The following is an 18547-nucleotide window of genomic DNA, read 5'->3' as shown; positions in this document are numbered from 1 at the left end:
CACCGCTCGAGGGAGATCGGCGGCCGGGGCACGATCGGCTCAGGCCTTGCGCAGCATCTCCGCGACGAGGAAGGACAGCTCGAGGGACTGGACCCGGTTGAGGCGGGGGTCGCAGACGGACTCGTAGCGGTTGGCGAGCTGGGCCTCGTCGATCTCCTCGCCGCCACCGATGCACTCGGTGACGTCGTCACCGGTGAGTTCGACGTGCACGCCGCCGGGCCAGGTGCCGAGGCTGCGGTGGACGTCGAAGAAGCCCTGGACCTCCTCGATCACGTCGTCGAAGCGGCGGGTCTTGTAGCCCGAGGACGCCTCGAATGTGTTGCCGTGCATCGGGTCGCACACCCACGCCACGTTGACGCCCTCGGCGGTGACCTTCTCGACGAGGGCCGGGAGGCCGTCGCGGATCTTGTCGGCGCCGAAGCGGGTGACGAAGGTGAGCCGGCCGGGCTTGTTGTCCGGGTTGAGGCGCGCGGCGTAGGACAGCGCGTCGTCCGGGGTCGTCGTCGGCCCGAGCTTGATGCCGATCGGGTTCTGGATCCGCGACAGGAGCTCGACGTGGGCCCCGTCGAGCTGACGGGTGCGCTCGCCGATCCACACGAAGTGCGCGGAGACGTTGTAGGGCAGGTCGGTGCGCGAGTCGATGCGGGTCAGCGCCTGCTCGTACTCCAGCAGCAGCGCCTCGTGGCTGGAGTGGAAGTCGACGCGGTGGAACTCGTCGGGGTCGGCGCCGATCGCCTTCATGAAGGTCAGCGCGCGCTCGATCTCGTCGGCCATCGCCTCGTAGCGCTGGCCGAACGGCGAGCTCTGCACGAAGTCGGTGTTCCAGGTGTGCACCTGGCGCAGGTCGGCGTACCCGCCGGTGACGAAGGCGCGGACCAGGTTGAGCGTCGCGGCCGAGGAGTTGTAGACGTCGACCAGGCGCTGCGGGTCGGGGACGCGCGCCTCGGGCGTGAAGTCGTAGCCGTTGACCGCGTCGCCGCGGTAGGCCGGCAGCGTCACCGGTCCGTGGGGGGTGGTGCGGGTCTCGAGGTCCGAGCTGCGCGGCTTGGCGTACTGCCCGGCGAGGCGGCCCAGCTTCACGACCGGCACGGAGGCGGCGTACGTCAGCACGACCGCCATCTGGAGCAGCACCCGCAGCTTGTTGCGGACGTTGTCGGCGGTGACCCCGGCGAACGTCTCCGCGCAGTCGCCGCCCTGCAGCAGGAACGCCTCGCCGCGGCTGACGGCGGCGATCTTCTCGGTCAGGTCGTCGCACTCACCCGCGAAGACGAGCGGCGGCACCGTCCGCAGCCGGGCGACGGCAGCGTCGACCGCACTGGCATCGGGGTACGTCGGCTGCTGCCGGGGTCCGAGCGCGTGCAGCTGCTCGAGGGTGGGGATCGCGGTCACCCCACAAGGGTACGGCGACCCTGCCGCCGCACCCGAACCCTGACCGCCCGCTGGGCGCCTGCGCGCGAGCGGTCAGCGGCGCGGCGCGAGCACGCCGGCGGCACCGTCCACACGGAGGCCGCCGCTGCGGGTCCGGCTGGCCTCGAGCGTGCCCGTCACGATCGAGGCGTCCGGATAGCTGATGCGGCCGGGCGCGCCCTGCCGCGAGGTCGTCCAGAGCCGGTCCTCGAAGCTGATCTCCCCGCGGAACTGACGGTTCTCCAGGACGAGCCGGTCGGCGGTGGCCTGGCCGACGACGTAGGAGGCCTCGCCGCGGTAGAACAGCGAGCCGTGGGAGACCTCGAGGATCCCGTCGCGCTGGCGGACCGTCTGGTCGTGCACCTCGCCGCTGAGGTAGACGTCGACGCCGCCGTCGACCATGGCCTTCCAGAGCGCGGAGCGGTTGCCCCGCTCGTAGGAGAGGCGGCTGGAGTTGCGCGCGCGGACGTCGCCGGTCATCGGGACGTGTCCTTGCACCACCACCCACGGCACCTCGTCCTTGCGGGCCTGGCGCAGCACCCGCTCGAACCACCGCAGCTGGGCGCGGTCGACCGACACGCGCACGTCTCCCCCGCGGCGCTCGAAGACGTCGAGGGTCACCAGCAGGACGCTCGGCGCGAGCCGCACGGCGTACGCCGTGCGCTTCGCGGAGCCCTGGGACGGGTGCTTCGAGAAGCGCGACCGGCCACCGGCGGTCGTCAGCATCCGGTCGGCGAACTCCTGCTTGAAGACCGGCACGTGGCGACGCTTGAAGTCGATCCAGCGGTCACGGGGTGCCTTCCACGGGTTGTCGCCGATCTCGTGGTCGCCCAGGGCCGGGAAGAGGCGCAGGCCGTGGTCGGCGAAGCGCTGCCGGTACGCCGGGTAGTAGACGGCCGCCGCCCGACGCCACGCGCGGAGGCGCTGCTTCTCGGTGCGCACCGGGCCGAACACGCCGCTGCGCGAGTCGTCGCGTCCCCAGCGGCCCTCGACGAGGTCGCCCGCGACGAGGACGTCGCGGGTGTCGTGGGACGCCATCTCGTCCATCACCTGCGCCAGCCCGGCGTCGTACTCCGCGTTGGTGGAGTTCGCGATGTCGCCGGTGCGCGGGTCGACGTACTCGGTGCGGCCGTCAGCCGTCAGGTCGGCGACGTCCTGGTTGAGGAAGTCGGGCGCCGAGACGAAGCGGTAGGCACCGGGCAGGTCAGCCGCAGCCGGCACGGCCAGGCGGTCACGGGGGCCGCCGCGCGGCAGTCTGCCCTCGGGCCCGCCGTCCGCGGTCGGCGTGGTGGTCGCGGAGTGGTCGCCAGTGGGGGTCGCGCTCGCCGATGGCGACGGCGGGGCGACGGACGTGCAGCCGAGAGCGGACGCGACCAGGACGGCCAGGAGTGCTCCGAGAGGTCGTCGTGTCACTCGGCCAACCGTAGACGGCGGACCCGGCCCGGCGGGCGTGAACCCGCCGTGTCGGGCCGGGCCGGCCGACCAGCGCGGCTACTCGAGGTGGTCGATGTCGCGGAAGCCGGTCTTCTTGGCCCGGACGCCACGGTTCATGAGCCAGGTGAGCGCCCAGAGCACGACGCCGACCGCGAGCAGGCCGCTGGCGATCTTGTACTGGATCATGTCGGCCTCGAGCCGGGCCCACGGTCCGAGGAGGTACGCGCAGCAGATCGCACCGATCACCGGCAGGAACGTCGGAGCCCGGAAGGCACCCTCCGGCGTCGGGTCGCGACGCAGGACCAGGCAGGCGACGTTGACGATCGTGAAGACCGCCAGCAGCAGGAGCGCGGTCGTGCCGGAGAGGGCGGCGACCACCGAGTTCTCGCCGTCCACGGTCACGACGGTGATGAGCGCCAGCGCCAGCAGCGTGGTGAAGACGATCGCGGTCCAGGGCGAGCGGCGACCCGGCAGCACCTTGCCGAGCGATCGCGGCAGCACGTCCTGCTGCGCCATGCCGTAGATCAGCCGGCTGGCCATCAGCATGTTGATCAGCGCGGTGTTGGCGACGGCGAAGACGGTGAGGAACGGGAAGATCTTGTCGATCGGGAGGTCCGGCGCACCGGTCTTCACGACGTCGAGCAGGATGCCCGCCTCGGCGTTGGTGGGCTCGGCGATGGCGCCCGCGGGGATGACGGCGACCACCGAGATCGCGACCAGCATGTAGATCACGACCGCGATGCCCAGGCCCGTGAACATGGTGCGCGGGAAGATCTTCATCGGGTCCTTGGTCTCCTCGACCATGTTGACCGAGTCCTCGAAGCCGACCATCGAGAAGAACGCGATGGCGGTGGCGATCGTGACCGCCATGAAGAGGCCCTTGTCGTCGGGGCTCTCGAAGACGGTGATCCGGCTGAGGTCGCCGTCGCCGCGGCCGATCACCCAGATGCCGATGCCGATCACGATGGCCAGCGCCACCATCTCGACGATCGTGAGCACGACGTTGAACTTCACGCTCTCGCCGACGCCGCGCAGGTTGATCGCGGCGAGCACGATCATGAACAGGAGCGCCGTGATGAGCGTGGTCGCCGAGCTCGGCTCCTCGTTTCCGAAGCCGATCAGCAGGTTGGCGGCCAGCAGGTTCGACGAGGTGGACGCGCTCGTGATGCCCGAGCAGACGACCGTGAAGGCCACCAGGAACGTGACGAAGTGGATGCCGAACGCCTTGTGCGTGTAGAGCGCGGCACCGGCGGCCTGGGGGTACTTGGTCACCAGCTCGAGGTAGGAGAAGGCGGTGACGGTCGCGACCGCGAAGGCCACCAGGAACGGCAGCCAGGCGATGCCGCCGACCTGTCCGGCCAGCTTGCCGGTGACGGCGTACACGCCCGCGCCGAGGATGTCGCCGACGATGAAGAGCAGCAGCAGCTTGGGCCCGAGAACGCGCTTGAGGTCGGTGTCCTCCGGACCGTTCACATCGGGCTGCGTGGCTTCCGTGGTGCTCATCCGAGACTCCCCTCGTTGGTCCGTGCGCCGCACGGCGTTCCCTCAGAATGGCGTTGCCGGCGGGGCTGGGCAACCACCGCCTCACCCCTACAACGCCCTGTCTCGATCGCGGTCACGGTCCGGGTGGTGGTCGCCCGGTCGGTCGCCGGGCCGATTCCTCACTACCCTGCTGCCCATGCCGACTCGCGTTGCGCTCCTCACGGCCGGTGGCTACGCCCCGTGCCTCTCCTCCGCCGTAGGGGCCCTGATCGAGACCTACGACGCCACCGACCCCGACATCGAGCTCGTGGCCTACAAGCACGGCTACCACGGCCTGCTCACGGGCAACAGCATCGTGATCGGTCCCGAGGAGCGCGCCGGCGCGGCCATCCTGCACCGCTTCGGCGGGAGCCCGATCGGCAACAGCCGGGTCAAGCTCACCAACGACGCCGACTGCCGCAAGCGCGGGCTCATCGGCGAGGACGAGACGGCGCTGGCCGTGGCGGCCGCGCGCCTGCAGGCCGACGGCGTCGACATCCTGCACACCATCGGCGGCGACGACACCAACACCGCGGCGGCCGACCTGGCGGCGTACCTCCGCACGCAGGGCTCCGAGCTCACCGTGGTCGGCCTGCCGAAGACCATCGACAACGACATCGTGCCGATCCGGCAGAGCCTCGGCGCCCAGACAGCAGCGCAGCAGGCGTCGCGCTTCGCGCAGAACGTCCTCGGCGAGCACGGCTCCAACCCGCGCATGCTGATCGTGCACGAGGTGATGGGCCGCGCGAGCGGCTGGCTGACGGCAGCGGCGGCGCGCGACTACATGGCCTGGCACGCCGAGCAGGAGTGGCTGCCCGGCATCGGGCTCGACCCGCGCCGCTGGGCGATCCACGCGATCTACGTCCCGGAGATGGGCATCGACCTCGCCGCCGAGGCGACGCGGCTGCGCGCGGTGATGGACGAGATCGGGTGCGTCAACATCTTCCTCGCCGAGGGCGCCGGGATCGACGACATCGTCGCCGACCTCGAGGCGACCGGCGAGACCGTCGGGCGTGACCCCTTCGGCCACGTGAAGATCGACACGATCAACCCCGGCCGCTACTTCGCCGACCGGTTCTCCCGCGAGATCGGCGCGGAGAAGCAGATGGTGCAGAAGTCCGGCTACTTCTCGCGCTCCGCGCCCGCCAACGAGACCGACCTCGCCCTCATCCGCGAGATGGCGACCCTGGCCGTGACCTGTGCCCTCGCGGGCACGCCCGGCGTCATCGGGCACGACGAGGACCGGGAGGACGAGCTCCGGGCGATCGAGTTCGAGCGGATCGCCGGGCACAAGGCGTTCGACCCCGAGCAGGCGTGGTTCGCCGAGCTGCTGCGCGGGACCGGCCAGGCCTGACGCGGGTCGCGGGCCGCCACCGGGAGTGGCGGCACATTGCATCGGCGTGTGCCTCAGCAACGCGATCTGCCGCCACCCCCGGACGTACGCCGTCGGAGGTGGCGGCACATCGCAACCGCCGAGCGGGCCGACGTGCGATCTGCCGCCACCCTCAGTCCGAAGCCGGCACCGGCTCCGCCCGGTCGGTGACCCGCAGCGCGGCGGCGGGGAGGACGCGCGGGAGCGTCCGGAGGTACGCCGCCGAGGCGAGCGCGACCACCGTGAGCACCCACCACAGGCTGGTCTGCCCGTGGGCGAGCAGCCACGTGAAGGCGATCGGCGTGACCGCACCGCCGATGCCCCAGCTGAGCTGGAACAGCCCGAGGTAGCGCCCCCGGAGGTGGGCGGGCGCGGCCTCCGCGGCCGTCGCGCTGAAGACGGGACCCCCGACCAGCTCGCCGCCGGTGTAGACGGCGGCGCCGGCGAGCATCACCACGATCGCCAGCCAGACGGGCAGGAAGCCGGCGGCGACGAACATCAGGTAGCCCGCGGCGAACACCAGCTGGGCCAGGCCCATCATCCGACCGCGCACCTGCCCGGTCATGCGGCGCACGACAAGTCCCTGCCCGAGCCCCACGAGCGCGGTGTTGAGCGTGAAGATCGCGCCGACCACCCACCCCGGCAGGTCGATCGTCTCGGCGACGTAGACCGGCAGCGCGAAGTTGAGCACCATCATCCCGACCACGAAGCCGAACTGGCCGACCACGAGTCGGAGGTAGGCCCGGTCGCGCAGCACGACGCCCCAGCCCTCGACGGGTGCGTCCTCGTCGTGGGCGACCCGGTGGTCGGGCACGTCGAGGAGCAGCACGAAGGCCAGCACGAACGTGGCGGCGTTGACGACGACGACGGACACGTACGCCGTGTCGGTGCCGATCTGGAGGGCGACGCCGGCCAGCACCCCGCCGACGGAGAAGCCGAGGTTGCGCACCGCCTGGAGGAACCCGAACCAGACCTCGCGCTCCCCCGGCGCCGAGATGGCCGTGACGACGTTGCCGAAGGAGCCCCAGAACGACTGGCGGCCGAGGTTGAGCAGGGCCGTCCACAGCGCCACCGCGAGGAGCGAGTCCGCCCAGATGTAGGCCGCCATGCCGGCTGCCTGGAGGAGGTTGCCGACGAGCATCATCCGGCGCGGGCCGAAGCGGTCGACCATCGTGCCGATCACGAAGGACGCCGGCATGCTCAGCAGCGCCGAGACCGACAGCGCCGTCCCGATCTGCACCAGCGACAGGTCGGTCATCGCGAGGAAGTAGAGCAACGTGATCGGCATGAAGAGGCCACTGCCGACGGTGTCGGCGACGATCGCCGCGACGAAGCGTCGGTGCTCGCCGATGCTGGGGAATCCGAGACGGTTGAGCACGGGCCCACCCTAGGACGGGGTTGCGACGGCGCGCTCCCCGATATGTTCGGCCCATGACGTTCTCGATCGTGGCCAGGTCCGACGACGGCGACTCCTGGGGCGTCGCGGTCGCCTCGAAGTTCCTGGCGGTGGGATCGGCGGTGCCGGCCGCTGCGGCCGGGGTCGGCGCGATCGCCACCCAGGCCGATGCGAACATCGGCTACAAGTACCTCGGGCTCGCCCACCTCGACGACGGCGCCACCGCGCAGGTCGCGCTCGACCGGCTGGTCGAGGACGACGACGGTCGCGAGCACCGACAGGCCGGCATCGTCGACTCCGACGGCAACGCAGCGACGTACACCGGCTCCGAGTGCTTCGCGTGGGCCGGCGGCGTCACCGGCCGCGGCGGCGAGCGCGGCGGATACGCCATTCAGGGCAACATCCTCACCGGCCCCGAGGTCGTGGAGGCGATGGAGCTGGCGTGGCAGGGCGCTCCCGACCTCTCGCTCGAGCGACGCCTGCTCGCTGCCCTCGCCGCCGGTGACGCCGCCGGGGGTGACAGCCGCGGCCGGCAGTCCGCGGCCGTGCTCGTCGTGCGGGACGGGGCCGGCTACGGAGGCCACGACGACGTCGCGGTCGACCTGCGCGTCGACGACCACGCCGACCCCGTCACCGAGCTTGCCCGGCTGGTCGACCTCAACGAGCTCTACCTCACGGCCTCGACCGACGAGGAGAAGGTGCCGGTCGACGACACGCTGATGATGGAGCTGGAGGCGCTCGCGAAGGGCGACGGCAAGGACAGCTTCCACATGTGGGTCGGCTCGGAGAACTACGAGATGCGGGTCGGCCCCGGTGCGCGACCCGAGTGGATCGACCGCCGGATCCTCGCCATCATCCGTGGGGAGCAGGCATGAGTATCCTCGCCATCGATGCCGGCACGACGGGTGTCACCGCCGTCGTGGTCACCCCCGACGGCCGGATCCAGGCCACGGGCTACCAGGAGTTCCGCCAGCACTTCCCGCAGCCCGGCTGGGTCGAGCACTCCGCGGAGGACATCTGGCAGGCCACGATCGAGGCGACCCGCGAGGTGCTGACCAAGGTCGACCAGTCCGACCTCACCGCCATCGGCATCACCAACCAGCGCGAGACGATCGTGCTCTGGGACCGCGAGACGCTGGGCTCGCCGCGCCGCGCGATCGTGTGGCAGGACCGGCGCACGGCCGACATCTGCGACCGGCTGCGCGAGGGCGGCCACGAGGACCGGGTCGCCGAGCTCACCGGCCTGCGCCTCGACCCCTACTTCTCCGGCACCAAGCTGATGTGGCTCGCCGAGAACGAGCCGCACACGTGGGCGCTGGTGCAGTCGGGGAGGTACGCCGTCGGCACCGTCGAGTCCTACCTCATCGCCCGGATGACGCGCGGCACCTGGCACGTCACCGACGTCTCCAACGCCTGCCGCACGCTGCTCTTCGACCTCGAGGCGGGCGACTGGTCCGACGAGCTGTGCGAGCTCTTCGGCGTGCCGCGCGACGCGCTGCCCGACCTCGTGCCCAACTGGGGCGAGGTCGCCCCGACCGACCCGAAGGTCTTCCTCGGCCTGTCGCTGCCGATCGCCGGGATCGCCGGCGACCAGCAGTCCGCGCTCTTCGGGCAGACCTGCTTCGACGAGGGCGAGTCGAAGTGCACCTACGGCACGGGCTCGTTCATCCTCACCAACACCGGCTCCTCGGTCGTGCGCAGCGACGCCGGGCTGCTCTCCACGGCCGCCTGGCGCTCCCCCGCTGGCGAGATGACGTACGCGCTCGAGGGCGCGATCTTCGTGACCGGGTCGGCCGTGCAGTGGCTGCGCGACGGCCTGCAGATCGTCGGCAACGCGGCGGAGACCGCGGCCATCGCGTCGACGGTCGAGGACACCGACGGCGTCGTGTTCGTGCCCGCGCTGACCGGCCTCGGCGCCCCCCACTGGGACCCGCACGCCCGCGGCATGATCATCGGCATCACCCGCGGCACGACGCGCGCGCACATCGTCCGCGCGACGCTGGAGGCGATCGCCTTCGAGGTGCGCGACGTGCTCGAGACCTTGCCGGAGCTGAAGACGCTCCGGGTCGACGGCGGCGCCTCGGCCAACGACTTCCTCTGCCAGCTCCAGGCCGACCACGTCGGCCGCGCCGTGGAGCGTCCCGAGATCGTCGAGACGACCGCGCTGGGTGCGGCCTTCCTTGCCGGGCTCGGCACGGGGGTGTGGGAGTCCGCCGACGACCTGCGCGAGACGTGGGCGCTCGACCGGCGCTTCGAGCCCGGCGGCGACCGCGAGGCGCTCGACGCCTGCTACGCCCGCTGGGGCGAGGCGGTCGAGCGGTCGAAGGGCTGGGCTCGCTCCTAGGTGGTCGAGTAGCCCGCGAGCGCCAGCGAGCGGACGTATCGAGACCTAGATGTTCTGACCACGGACGTTAGGTACGGCGTTTCTGTTTGGCGATGACGAAGACCTCCGAGTGAGGTGTGGAGCTACCACGCAACCACTCCTCAAGACTCGGAGGTCTTCGATGACGCACGCTACCCATCCGAACGCGACTCTCACGCCAGCCGGGCGGGTGAAGCTGGCTCGGCTGGTGGTCGACAAGGGCTGGACGCTGGCTCGTGCTGCCGAACGGTTCTCGGTGAGTGTCACCACCGCACGCCGCTGGGCCGACCGCTATCGGCTCCTGGGCGCCACTGGCATGCGCGACCGCTCATCGCGACCGCACCGCTGCCCGCATCAGCTGACCCAGCGGACCGAACGACGGATCCTCGGGCTGCGCGTCAGCCGCAGGTGGGGACCGGCCCGGATCGCCTACCACCTCGGTCTGAACCCTTCGACGGTCCACAAGATCCTCCAGCGGTACCGGTGCCCGCGGCTGAAGTGGACCGACCCGGCCACCGGGACCCGGATCAAGTGGGCCAGGGCCAAGGCGAATCACTACCTGCACGAGGCGCCAGGTGACCTGGTCCACGTCGATATCAAGAAGCTCGGGAAGATCCCTGACGGCGGCGGCTGGCGGGTCCACGGTCGAGGCTCGACCCAGGACCACCACGCCAAAGTCGTGCGCCAACGGGCCGCTCGCGCCGGCGCGCCAGGCTCTCGCGGCTACGCCTACCTGCACCACGCGGTCGATGACCACTCACGGCTCGCCTACTCCGAGATCCACGCTGATGAACGCAAGGAAACCGCGGTGGGGTTCTGGCGACGAGCCCGCGCCTGGTTCGCCCGACACGGCATCACCGTGCGCGCCGTGCTGACCGACAACGGCGCCTGCTACCGCTCACGACTGTGGGCCAAAACCTTGACCGGGCAACGGATCAAGCACCGCCGGACCCGTCCCTACCGGCCGCAGACGAATGGCAAGGTCGAACGCTTCAACCGCACCCTGCTCGAGGAATGGGCCTACGCCGTCGAGTACCGCTCAGAAACCGAACGATTGGCCAGCTACCCAGCCTGGCTCCACTTCTACAATCACCACCGCGGACACACCTCACTCAAGGGCAAGTCACCCATCGACCTAGTGCCTAACGTGCCCGGACAGAACACCTAGAGCTTCTCCCGCGCGGCCTTGGCCGCGTCCACCTCGCCCTGGGCCTCGTCCACGGTCTCCTGCGCCTCGGCCTCCACCGCCTCGGCCTCGCCGAGCTCGTCGTCGACCTCCTCGACCTCCGCCTCGAGCGTCGCGATCCGGCTGCGGAGCTCGTCGAGCTCGGACTGCAGCTGCAGCGTCTTCGCGCGGAGCTTCTCCACCGCACGACGCGCGCCGCGCTGCTCCTTCTCCGCGACGCCGAGCGCGGCGCGGGCATCGGCCAGCCGCTCGTCGGCGGCCTTGCGGGCCTTCACGTCGGCATCCGGGTCGGGTACGACGGTGAGCCGGGGCCGCTGCGTCGGGTCGGGCTCCGCGGTGGGGCGGGCGGTCGCGCTGAAGCCGAGCGCCTCGGGAAGCGCGACCGCGCCGCTGAGGTCGAGGTCACCGAGCCCCGTGGCCGACAGCGACGTGACCAGCAACCCGCTCCGGACGGCCTTCGCGGCATCGGGCTCGAGCATCGCTGCCGTCAGGGTCGCCTCGATCTGGTCGCCGACGGATTCTGTGGTCCTCACACCCTCCGCCCTGGCCAGCCGGCGGGCCTTCGTCGTCACCGAGGCGGTCAGCTGGCGCCGCTGCTTGGTGAATTCGCGCAGCTGGGTGGCGTCGAGGTTCTCCTGGGCGTCCCGCAGCGCTTCCCCGACGGCGAGGACCTGGTCGACCTGGTCGGGGTCGCGGCGCACGAGCAGGTTGAGCACCCAGGCCGTGACCGACGCCTTGCGCAGCCCCTTGATCCCGGCCGCGAGGTCCTTGTCGGCCTTGTGCTCCTTGGCCAGGGCGTCACGAGCGGGCGTGAAGTCCCCGAGCGGCAGGGCGTAGAGGTCGTCGGCGATCTCCAGCAGCGGGTCGGCCATCCCCTGATCCTAGGGAGCGGGCGGAGCGGCGTACTCCAGCTCCGTCGGGTACGGCGGCCACGGGCACTCCTGGCGGTCGCCGCTCGGCGCCCACCCGAGTGACTCGTAGAGGGCCCGGGCGCGCGTGTTGAGCTCGAGCACCCACAGGCGCCGCGCACCGGCGGCCTCGGCGCGGTGGAACCCCTCACGTCCCAGTCCGGCGCCCCAGTGGTCGGGCCGCACCGCGAGGTGGCGGAGGCTGGCGCCGTCGTGGGCCGTCAGCGCAACGAGGCCGTCACGGTCCTCGACCACCTCGACCACGACCCCCGGGTCGTCGAGCAGCAGCACCCAGCGGGCGAGCACGTCGTCGTCGGGGTAGGGCAGGTCGCCGAAGACGTGGGCCAGGCCGCGCCGGCTCGCGGCCCGCTCCAGGTCGCGCAGCGCCACGACGTCGTCGCCGGTGGCGCGGCACCAGCCCGCACTGCCCATCTCGATCACGGCCGTCCCGCCTCGTCCCAGGCCCGGTGCGCGGTCAGGGTGCGGTCCCACAGCGACGACCACTCGTCGGGGGTGACGTCGTCCACCGGCAGCAGGAGGTCGTCGGCCAGCGCGCCCCGCCACTCGTCGTACGACGTCAGGTCCCGCTGCTCGCGGACGTCCGACGTCCAGGCCTGGTGCACGAGGCCGCGGACGCACCGCTGCACGGGTCCGTCGATCCGTTGGGCGACCACCGTCCGGAGGAAGGGCGACTCGGGCGAGGTGCTGCGGAAGCGGTGTGACTCGGCGATGGCCCCGGCCGAGTGGTCGCGCGAGGTGACCACCACGCCGCGGAGCACGCCGCCGGGCAGGTGGTCGTAGGTCCAGGCGGCCGGTCCGGTGGGGCGTCCCGCGGCCTGCGCGCCGTAGCCGGCACCGATGCCGAAGGACCAGCCGTCAACGACGTGGGTGCCGCGCACCAGAGGCAGCGGCTCGGCGAAGCCCTCCCCCATCCCCGCGTCGGCCCACCAGTGCCCGCCCGGATTGTCGTCGGTCGCGAGGCCGGAGACGACGAGGACGAGGTGGTTGAGCTCGGTGCCGAGCTGGTGCTCGGGGCGAGCCCACACGTGACCGTGGCGACGGCTGACGGAGAAGCCGAGCTGGGTCAGCAACCACTCCAGCGCCGTATTCTGGTGGAAGCAGTAACCCAGGCGCCGTCCGCCGACGACCCGTTCGACCGAGGCGGGCGCGTCGATCGGGTCCGGCCTGCCGAGGAAGATCGACAGGTTGTCGTAGGGGATGCGAGCCACGTGGGCGCGGTGCAGCTCGCGCAGTCCCCCGATCGTGGCCGGCGGCCGGTCGGTCAGGCCGATGCGGGCGAGGTAGCGCTCGAGCTGGAGGTCGACGTCCACGCTGGAAACCTACCCACGGGGGCGGGGCGCCTCGTCCGGCGTACCGCAAATCGGGGTTGAGCCCGGGCCGGGCAGGTGCGCACAGTGAGGTGGAGTCCCCGTCAGGGGGCGCTTTACGGGGGTTGGACGACATGCGACGACTTGTTCTCCTGGTGGCGGCGGTGCTCATGCTCGGCCTGGGTCTCGGCCTCTCGGCGGCCGGGTCCGAGGCTGCCGCTCCGCGACCCGCGATGGTCACGCTCATCCAGGCCGTGCCCGGTGCGGACGTCGGCGTCTGGGTCGACGGGCGCAAGGTGGCGAGGAGCGCGGCGGTCGGTGCGGTGCTCGGACCGTTCGAGCTCGCCCCCGGCACCCACGACGTCGTGTTCGAGGGTGGCGACCTCACGGTCGAGTCGACGCTCGACGTGGCGGCGGGCGACACCAGCGACGTGGTGCTGCACCTCCCGGCCGAGGTCGGCGGCGACCCGGTCATCAGCTCCTACCTCGCCCCGACCGGTCCCATCGGTCCGGACAAGGCGCGGGTCATGCTGGCCCACACCGCCACGGTCGCACCGGCAGACGTCGAGGTCGACGGGAAGACGGTCTTCACCAACATCGCGAACGGCGAGTTCGCCGACGCCGACGTGCCCGCGGGCACCATCGAGGTCGCCCTGCTGCCGTCCGGCACGACGGCGGACCCGATCCTCGGTCCGCTCGACGTGACGCTGGAGGCGAGCACGCTCTCGATGATCTACGCCTACGGCAACCCGCGCGACGGATCGATGAACGTCATCTCGCACACCACCACGCTGGCTCCGGACGGAAGCGTGCGCCCCTCGCGGATCGACACCGGATCGGCCGGGCTCGCCACCGCGCCGGTGACGGAGATCCCGGGACCGGGACCGGAGGGATCCGGACGTCTCCCGTTCGCGGCAGCCGCCCTGGTCGTCGTGGGCGCAGCCCTTCTTCTTCCTCCCCGCCGGCGCGGGCACCGTCCGCCGCGTCGCACGCCGGGATGAGGCCGTGCGCGACGGTGGCGGCGGGCGTCGCCGTCACCCTGCTCACCTCGACCTGGGGGTGCGCCGAACAGGTGCAGCCGCAGGTCACACCGTCCCGCGCAGATCCGACCCCCGACCCCGCCGAGGGGCGGGGCGGGGACCGGCCGCCAGCATCGCCGGTCGCTCCCGCCCGCCGCGCTCCGTCGGCCCCGGCCGCCGAGGCACCGCTGCGCGCGACCCTCCCCAGCGGCCGCTCGGTGTCGATCGCTGCCGTCGGAACGACGGCGGACGGCCTGCTCGACGTGCCCGACGACATCCGGGTCGCCGGCTGGTGGCGGGGCGGGTCCCGCCTGGGCGACCCCTTCGGCTCCGTGCTGGTCGCGGCCCACGTGGACTCGACGACCCAGGGTCTCGGACCCTTCGCCGAGCTGCTCACCGCCACGGCGGGCGCACGGATCCGCGTGCAGTCGAGGACCCTGAGCCGCACGTACGTGATGCGCTCGCGGCGACTCGTGCCGCAGGGCGACCTCGCGGACGAGGCGTGGATCTTCGACGTCTCGGGCGAGGCTCGCCTCACGCTGGTGACGTGCGCGCCACCGTACGACGCGGCGCGAGGCGGTTACCAGAACCTGGCGGTGGTGACGGCCTTGCCGGTGGACCCGCCATGACCAAGAAGGGCTACCAGAAGCGACTGCCCACCGTGCTGGTCCCCGCGCCCCGGGCAGTGCCCAGGCAGGAGCGGGTTCCCGAGGTGCAGCCCCCGGTCCAGCCCGAGGTCCAGCCCGAACCGCGGGAGGTCCCGCACGAGCAGCGCCCCGCGCCCGAGGCCTCATCACCGGCGCGGTCCACCACCCGCAAGGTCGTCGCGGCCAGCGTGCTGGGCCTGGTGGTGGCACTCGTCGCCGGCGTCGGACTCGTGTCCATGCTGGCGGGCGACGAACCGTCGCCAGAGGCCGGCCCTCGCGCGGTGCTCACGAGCCCGCCACCCGTGCTGATCGGGGCGGGTGAGTCGTACGTCGACCTGAGCGTGATGGCGAACGGCGACGTCGAGGCGACGCAGTGGATCGTCGCTGCCGAACCGATCGACCGCCTCCGGCTCGACCTCCCGGAGCTCGCGGGAGCGGAGGAAATCACGGCGAGCGCGGTGATCGTGCTCGCCGACGGCGAGGTGGTCGCCGGACCCGACCGCATCACCGGCCGCGGGGCGACGTACGCCCTCGACGCGGCCACCGACGTGCAGGTCAGCTATCGGCTCACGGGCGCCATCGTGTTCAGCGACTCCGTGACCGGGCGGGCACTCGCGGCGCCCGGGATGGATGCCGCCTACGCACCCCGCTCCCGCAGCGAGACCCGGGTCGTACGCGGCCCCGGCCTGCTGTCGCTCGCGTGCGGGAAGCCGCCCGCGGAGCAGCTGGTGCCGTGCGGGCAGGAGACGAGCCCCGAGGAGTGGAGCGTCGACCTCACCGGGACGGAGGTCGAGGACCGCGTCGTCGCCCAGCTGACCCTGGGGTGACCTCAGGCCCGGTCCGCCGGGTCGTCGTCGAGGCCGTGCTCGATCGCCCACCGGGTGAGCTGCACACGGTTGTTCATCTGGAGTTTGCGCAGCGTGTTCTGCACGTGGTTCTGCACGGTGCGGTGCGAGAGCACCAGTCGCGCGGCGATCTGCTTGTAGCTCATGCCCGTCGCGACCATCTTGAGGATCTCGGTCTCGCGCTCGGTGAGCTGGTCGACCGGGCTGTCGGGCGGACCGTCGGCGATCCGGCGGAACTCGCCGAGCACGAGCCCGGCCAGGCCGGGCGTGAAGACCGCCTCGCCCTCGGCGACGCGGACGACGGCGTCGATCAACTCGGCGCTCGAGGCGGACTTCACGAGGTAGCCCGTGGCCCCCGCCTTGATCGCCTCGAGGACGTCACCCTGCTCGCCACTGGCCGACAGGATCAGCACCTTGGCCGTGGGGTCGTGCTCGAGCATCATCGTGGTGACCTGGACGCCCGTGTTGTCGGGCAGCTGGAGGTCCAGGACGACGACCTGCGGAGCCGCCGCCGGGAAGCGGGCGACCGCCTCGCGTCCGTTGGCGGCGACCGCCACCACGTCGTGCCCGGCCGCCTGCAGGTCGCGCTCGACCGCGTCACGCCACATCGGGTGGTCGTCGACCACCATCACCCTCACCATGTCGCCCCCCGGCTCCCTCGGTTGTGGGGAATGGTAGCCATGTCAGTCCACCGGCGGCAGGTAGCGTCCGCGGCGGTGGACGAGCGGGTCGACGTCGTCGCCCACGACGACCTCGCCGAGCAGGCAGGTGACCAGCCTCGACCAGCCCGCCTCGACGTCGGACTCGACCTCGAGGGTCGCCCACGTGACGGCCTGCTGGAGGCGAGGTCCGTGGTCGGTGTCCTGCCACTGCGCCATCCGCCACGGCCCGCCCGGCGCGGGCGCCGTGCCGGCGAACGCGTCGGCGAGGTCGCGGTCCTCCCAGGCCAGGAGCTGGAGCACCGCGCGGCCGGTGTCGAGGAGCACGTCGGTGAGGTCGGCGTCCGGGTCGAGCAGCGCGAGCACCCGACCGGGCTCGCCGCCGGCGACCAGCCACGACGAGACCGTAAGCCCTGCCCGCTCGTCCGCGGCGCCAGCCGTCCACAGCGAGACGGTGCCGCCGAGGCGCCCGCGCAGGCGGCGTACGGGATCGCGGTCGCCCTCCGGCTCCAGGAACGGGTGGGTCGAGTGGATCGTCACCCGCCTCACGCTAGCGGCACGACGAGCTCCCACTCGGTGCCCCACTCACCGCTCTCGACCGTCGCGGTGCCGCCCAGGTCCTCCATGCGGCCGCGGATGGACGACGTGACGCCGAGGCGACCCTCGTCCTCGGCCTGCGCCAACCGGCCCGGAGCGATGCCGGGGCCGTCGTCGCGCACCGACACCGTGATCGCGTCCGGGGCTGCCTGGGCGAGCACCCACGCGCTGCGCTGCGGGCCGACGTGGGCGAGGACGTTGTCGAGGCAGGCGCTCACGGCGGCGACCGTCTCGGTCGCGACGTGCTCGTCGACCAGGACGGCGCCGCCGGGGGTGGCCACCTCGACGCGTACGGGGTGGGCGGAGGCCATCGCCTCGAGCGCGCCGGCCAGGTCCACCCGGCCGCCCGCCGAGGCGGGGACGGTGTCCTGCTGCCGGATGAGCGAGCGGAGGCTGCGCTCCTGCTCGCCGGCGAGCCGGCCGAGGTCGGCCCACTCTCCCCCGGCCGCGGCGCCGCGCCGCTGCGTCATCGCGAGCACCTGCAGCACGCCGTCGTGGACGGCGCGGGCGAGCCGGGTGCGCTCCTCGGCCGCGGCCGCCGCGTGCTCCGCGGCGTCGCGCTCGCGCGCCATCCGCTGCAGGGACTCGCACATGTAGCCCACGATCGGGCCGCCGATGAGGATCAGGAACACGTTGCCGTAGTTGCCCTGGTCGAGCTCGTCGCGAGGCACCACGTCGAAGACGGCGATCAGGACCGAGGCGACGAGCCCGCCCTTCCAGTGCCAGTGGATGGCCCAGGCGAAGAAGACGCCCATCACGTAGAAGCCCGGGATGGTCGCGTTGAAGTCCGGCGACTTCACCCAGGGGGTCACGGCGAGGGCGGCGAGCACGACCGCGAGGTCGGCGACCAGCAGCACGGGAGTGCGCCGGGCGCGGTCCTGGTAGAGCCAGATCGCGACTCCCGTCCACAGGGCCAGCGCGACCACGACCAGCATGCCGATCGTGGGGTGCTCGAAGTTGTCGCGACGGTAGGCGTTGAGGCCGACCATGTTGATGGTCACCACCACACGGACGATGGCCAGCGCGGAGTGGAGCCGGTCCTCGACCGCCAGCGCCGAGTCGGCGCGCGGCGTCGGCGTCGGCCCGTCGGCGTACGTGCTCAGGACGCCTTCTTCTCCGGCTGCTCCCGCTCGGCCTCCGCGGCGGCGGCCTGCTTGGCCAGCTCCCTGGCCTCCTCCTTGGCCACCCGGTCGAGCTCCTTGGCCTTGCTGGCGTAGAGGTCGACGTACTCCTGGCCGGAGAGCCGCATGATCTCGTACATGATCTCGTCGGTGATCGAGCGCAGGATGTAGCGGTCGTTCTCCATCCCGGCGTAGCGGGAGAAGTCGAGCGGCTTGCCGAAGCGCACCACCGGTCGCGTCCACGTGCCGTAGACCTTGCCGGCCGGGGCGACGACGTCGGTGCCGACGACCGCGCACGGGATCACCGGCGCACCGGACTCCAGGGCCAGCCGGGCGACGCCGGTCTTGCCGCGGTAGAGCTTGCCGTCGTGGGAGCGGGTGCCCTCGGGGTAGATGCCGAAGAGGTCACCCTCGCCGAGGATCTTCATCGCCGACTTCATCGCGCCCTCGGCGGCGTTGGCGCCGGACCTGTCGATCGGCACCTGGCCGGCGCCGGAGAAGAACTTCTTCTGGAACCAGCCCTTGATGCCCGGGGTCGTGAAGTACTCGGCCTTCGCCACGAAGGTCACCCGCCGGTTGAGGGTCAGCGGCATGAAGAGCCAGTCGGCGTACGACAGGTGGTTGCTCGCCAGGATCGCGGGCCCCTCCTCCGGCACGTGGTCCACGCCGAAGGCCTTGGGCCGGAAGACGAGTCGCAGCACCGGCCCGAGGGCGATCCACTTCAGGAACCAATAGAGCACGAGCC

Annotated in this window: 18 protein-coding genes; 7 read left to right on the top strand and 11 right to left on the bottom strand. The window is 72.0% G+C overall.

Translation table 11 applies throughout. The features are described 5' to 3' along the window. Positions 1-39: 39 nt before the first annotated feature. The 3 genes from EUA06_RS02170 to EUA06_RS02160 form a co-directional block, all read right to left on the bottom strand. Positions 40-1389, bottom strand: coding sequence for a class II 3-deoxy-7-phosphoheptulonate synthase (locus EUA06_RS02170; RefSeq protein WP_129473350.1), 1350 nt, complete (start codon positions 1387-1389; stop codon positions 40-42). Between the two features lie 72 nt (positions 1390-1461). Then, the gene (locus tag EUA06_RS02165) at positions 1462-2820 is read right to left on the bottom strand and encodes a metallophosphoesterase family protein (RefSeq protein WP_129473349.1); all 1359 of its coding nucleotides are present in this window, start codon (positions 2818-2820) and stop codon (positions 1462-1464) included. Between the two features lie 78 nt (positions 2821-2898). After that, positions 2899-4344: an APC family permease gene (locus EUA06_RS02160; protein ID WP_129473348.1), complete on the bottom strand. Its 1446-nt coding sequence runs from the start codon at positions 4342-4344 to the stop codon at positions 2899-2901. A gap of 175 nt (positions 4345-4519) precedes the next feature. On the opposite strand from EUA06_RS02160, the gene EUA06_RS02155 reads away from it, so the two are divergent. Further along, the gene (locus tag EUA06_RS02155; RefSeq protein WP_129473347.1) at positions 4520-5716 is read left to right on the top strand and encodes a pyrophosphate--fructose-6-phosphate 1-phosphotransferase; all 1197 of its coding nucleotides are present in this window, start codon (positions 4520-4522) and stop codon (positions 5714-5716) included. Positions 5717-5867: 151 nt separating this feature from the next. Here EUA06_RS02155 and EUA06_RS02150 read toward each other — a convergent pair whose 3' ends face one another. Then, positions 5868-7112: an MFS transporter gene (locus EUA06_RS02150; protein ID WP_242497917.1), complete on the bottom strand. Its 1245-nt coding sequence runs from the start codon at positions 7110-7112 to the stop codon at positions 5868-5870. Positions 7113-7165: 53 nt separating this feature from the next. Here EUA06_RS02150 and EUA06_RS02145 point away from each other — a divergent pair, with 53 nt between their 5' ends. The 3 genes from EUA06_RS02145 to EUA06_RS02135 all read left to right on the top strand — a co-directional run bounded on the left by EUA06_RS02145 (position 7166) and on the right by EUA06_RS02135 (position 10660). Beyond that, entirely contained in the window at positions 7166-8005 is an 840-nt protein-coding gene (locus EUA06_RS02145) for a DUF1028 domain-containing protein (protein ID WP_129473346.1), read from the top strand. After that, entirely contained in the window at positions 8002-9474 is a 1473-nt protein-coding gene (gene glpK, locus EUA06_RS02140) for a glycerol kinase GlpK (RefSeq protein ID WP_129473345.1), read from the top strand. The genes EUA06_RS02145 and glpK overlap by 4 nt, the downstream gene beginning before the upstream one ends. 160 nt (positions 9475-9634) lie before the next feature. Further along, positions 9635-10660, top strand: coding sequence for an IS481 family transposase (locus tag EUA06_RS02135; protein ID WP_129473344.1), 1026 nt, complete (start codon positions 9635-9637; stop codon positions 10658-10660). Here EUA06_RS02135 and EUA06_RS02130 read toward each other — a convergent pair. From EUA06_RS02130 to EUA06_RS02120, 3 genes are read right to left on the bottom strand one after another with little or no spacing between them, the layout of a single operon-like run. Next, on the bottom strand, positions 10657-11550 hold the full coding sequence (locus EUA06_RS02130; RefSeq protein ID WP_129473343.1) for a hypothetical protein: 894 nt from the start codon (positions 11548-11550) through the stop codon (positions 10657-10659). The two genes, EUA06_RS02135 and EUA06_RS02130, sit on opposite strands and share 4 nt — an antisense overlap. A 9-nt stretch (positions 11551-11559) precedes the next feature. Beyond that, positions 11560-12018, bottom strand: a complete 459-nt coding sequence (locus tag EUA06_RS02125; protein WP_242497954.1) for a GNAT family N-acetyltransferase — start codon at positions 12016-12018, stop codon at positions 11560-11562. Positions 12019-12023: 5 nt separating this feature from the next. After that, a complete protein-coding gene (locus tag EUA06_RS02120; protein ID WP_129473341.1) occupies positions 12024-12917 on the bottom strand; it encodes an arylamine N-acetyltransferase family protein in 894 nt (297 codons plus the stop codon). A gap of 131 nt (positions 12918-13048) precedes the next feature. Here EUA06_RS02120 and EUA06_RS02115 point away from each other — a divergent pair, with 131 nt between their 5' ends. The 3 genes from EUA06_RS02115 to EUA06_RS02105 are packed head-to-tail and all read left to right on the top strand — an operon-like array spanning position 13049 to position 15407. Continuing rightward, positions 13049-13915, top strand: coding sequence for a DUF4397 domain-containing protein (locus EUA06_RS02115; RefSeq protein WP_129473340.1), 867 nt, complete (start codon positions 13049-13051; stop codon positions 13913-13915). Then, entirely contained in the window at positions 13912-14562 is a 651-nt protein-coding gene (locus EUA06_RS02110; RefSeq protein WP_129473339.1) for a class F sortase, read from the top strand. Before EUA06_RS02115 ends, EUA06_RS02110 begins: the two co-directional genes overlap by 4 nt. After that, the gene (locus EUA06_RS02105; protein ID WP_129473338.1) at positions 14559-15407 is read left to right on the top strand and encodes an MDR/zinc-dependent alcohol dehydrogenase-like family protein; all 849 of its coding nucleotides are present in this window, start codon (positions 14559-14561) and stop codon (positions 15405-15407) included. The genes EUA06_RS02110 and EUA06_RS02105 overlap by 4 nt, the downstream gene beginning before the upstream one ends. A 2-nt stretch (positions 15408-15409) precedes the next feature. Here the strand turns inward: EUA06_RS02105 and EUA06_RS02100 are convergent, their stop codons facing one another. The 4 genes from EUA06_RS02100 to EUA06_RS02085 are packed head-to-tail and all read right to left on the bottom strand — an operon-like array spanning position 15410 to position 18542. Next, positions 15410-16066: a response regulator gene (locus EUA06_RS02100; protein WP_129473337.1), complete on the bottom strand. Its 657-nt coding sequence runs from the start codon at positions 16064-16066 to the stop codon at positions 15410-15412. A gap of 42 nt (positions 16067-16108) precedes the next feature. Then, positions 16109-16624, bottom strand: a complete 516-nt coding sequence (locus tag EUA06_RS02095; RefSeq protein ID WP_129473336.1) for a flavin reductase family protein — start codon at positions 16622-16624, stop codon at positions 16109-16111. Between the two features lie 5 nt (positions 16625-16629). Beyond that, positions 16630-17733: a MacS family sensor histidine kinase gene (gene macS / locus EUA06_RS02090; RefSeq protein ID WP_277985652.1), complete on the bottom strand. Its 1104-nt coding sequence runs from the start codon at positions 17731-17733 to the stop codon at positions 16630-16632. Between the two features lie 47 nt (positions 17734-17780). Further along, on the bottom strand, positions 17781-18542 hold the full coding sequence (locus tag EUA06_RS02085; protein WP_129473335.1) for a lysophospholipid acyltransferase family protein: 762 nt from the start codon (positions 18540-18542) through the stop codon (positions 17781-17783). Between the last annotated feature and the right edge of the window lie 5 nt (positions 18543-18547).

Source organism: Nocardioides glacieisoli (genome assembly GCF_004137245.1).
Classification (GTDB): domain Bacteria; phylum Actinomycetota; class Actinomycetes; order Propionibacteriales; family Nocardioidaceae; genus Nocardioides; species Nocardioides glacieisoli.
The sequence above is the reverse complement of the archived record's forward strand: the minus strand, read 5'-3'. Positions and strand labels throughout refer to the sequence as shown.

Excerpts from the sequence above, each read along its gene's own strand:
- EUA06_RS02125 (WP_242497954.1), bottom strand. The coding sequence starts at position 12,018 with ATGGGCAGTGCGGGCTGGTGCCGCGCCACCGGCGACGACGTCGTGGCG.
- EUA06_RS02145 (WP_129473346.1), top strand. The coding sequence starts at position 7,166 with ATGACGTTCTCGATCGTGGCCAGGTCCGACGACGGCGACTCCTGGGGC.
- EUA06_RS02130 (WP_129473343.1), bottom strand. The coding sequence starts at position 11,550 with ATGGCCGACCCGCTGCTGGAGATCGCCGACGACCTCTACGCCCTGCCG.
- EUA06_RS02135 (WP_129473344.1), top strand. The coding sequence starts at position 9,635 with ATGACGCACGCTACCCATCCGAACGCGACTCTCACGCCAGCCGGGCGG.
- EUA06_RS02110 (WP_129473339.1), top strand. The coding sequence starts at position 13,912 with ATGAGGCCGTGCGCGACGGTGGCGGCGGGCGTCGCCGTCACCCTGCTC.
- EUA06_RS02115 (WP_129473340.1), top strand. The coding sequence starts at position 13,049 with ATGCGACGACTTGTTCTCCTGGTGGCGGCGGTGCTCATGCTCGGCCTG.
- glpK (WP_129473345.1), top strand. The coding sequence starts at position 8,002 with ATGAGTATCCTCGCCATCGATGCCGGCACGACGGGTGTCACCGCCGTC.
- EUA06_RS02160 (WP_129473348.1), bottom strand. The coding sequence starts at position 4,344 with ATGAGCACCACGGAAGCCACGCAGCCCGATGTGAACGGTCCGGAGGAC.
- EUA06_RS02155 (WP_129473347.1), top strand. The coding sequence starts at position 4,520 with ATGCCGACTCGCGTTGCGCTCCTCACGGCCGGTGGCTACGCCCCGTGC.
- EUA06_RS02100 (WP_129473337.1), bottom strand. The coding sequence starts at position 16,066 with ATGGTGAGGGTGATGGTGGTCGACGACCACCCGATGTGGCGTGACGCG.
- EUA06_RS02105 (WP_129473338.1), top strand. The coding sequence starts at position 14,559 with ATGACCAAGAAGGGCTACCAGAAGCGACTGCCCACCGTGCTGGTCCCC.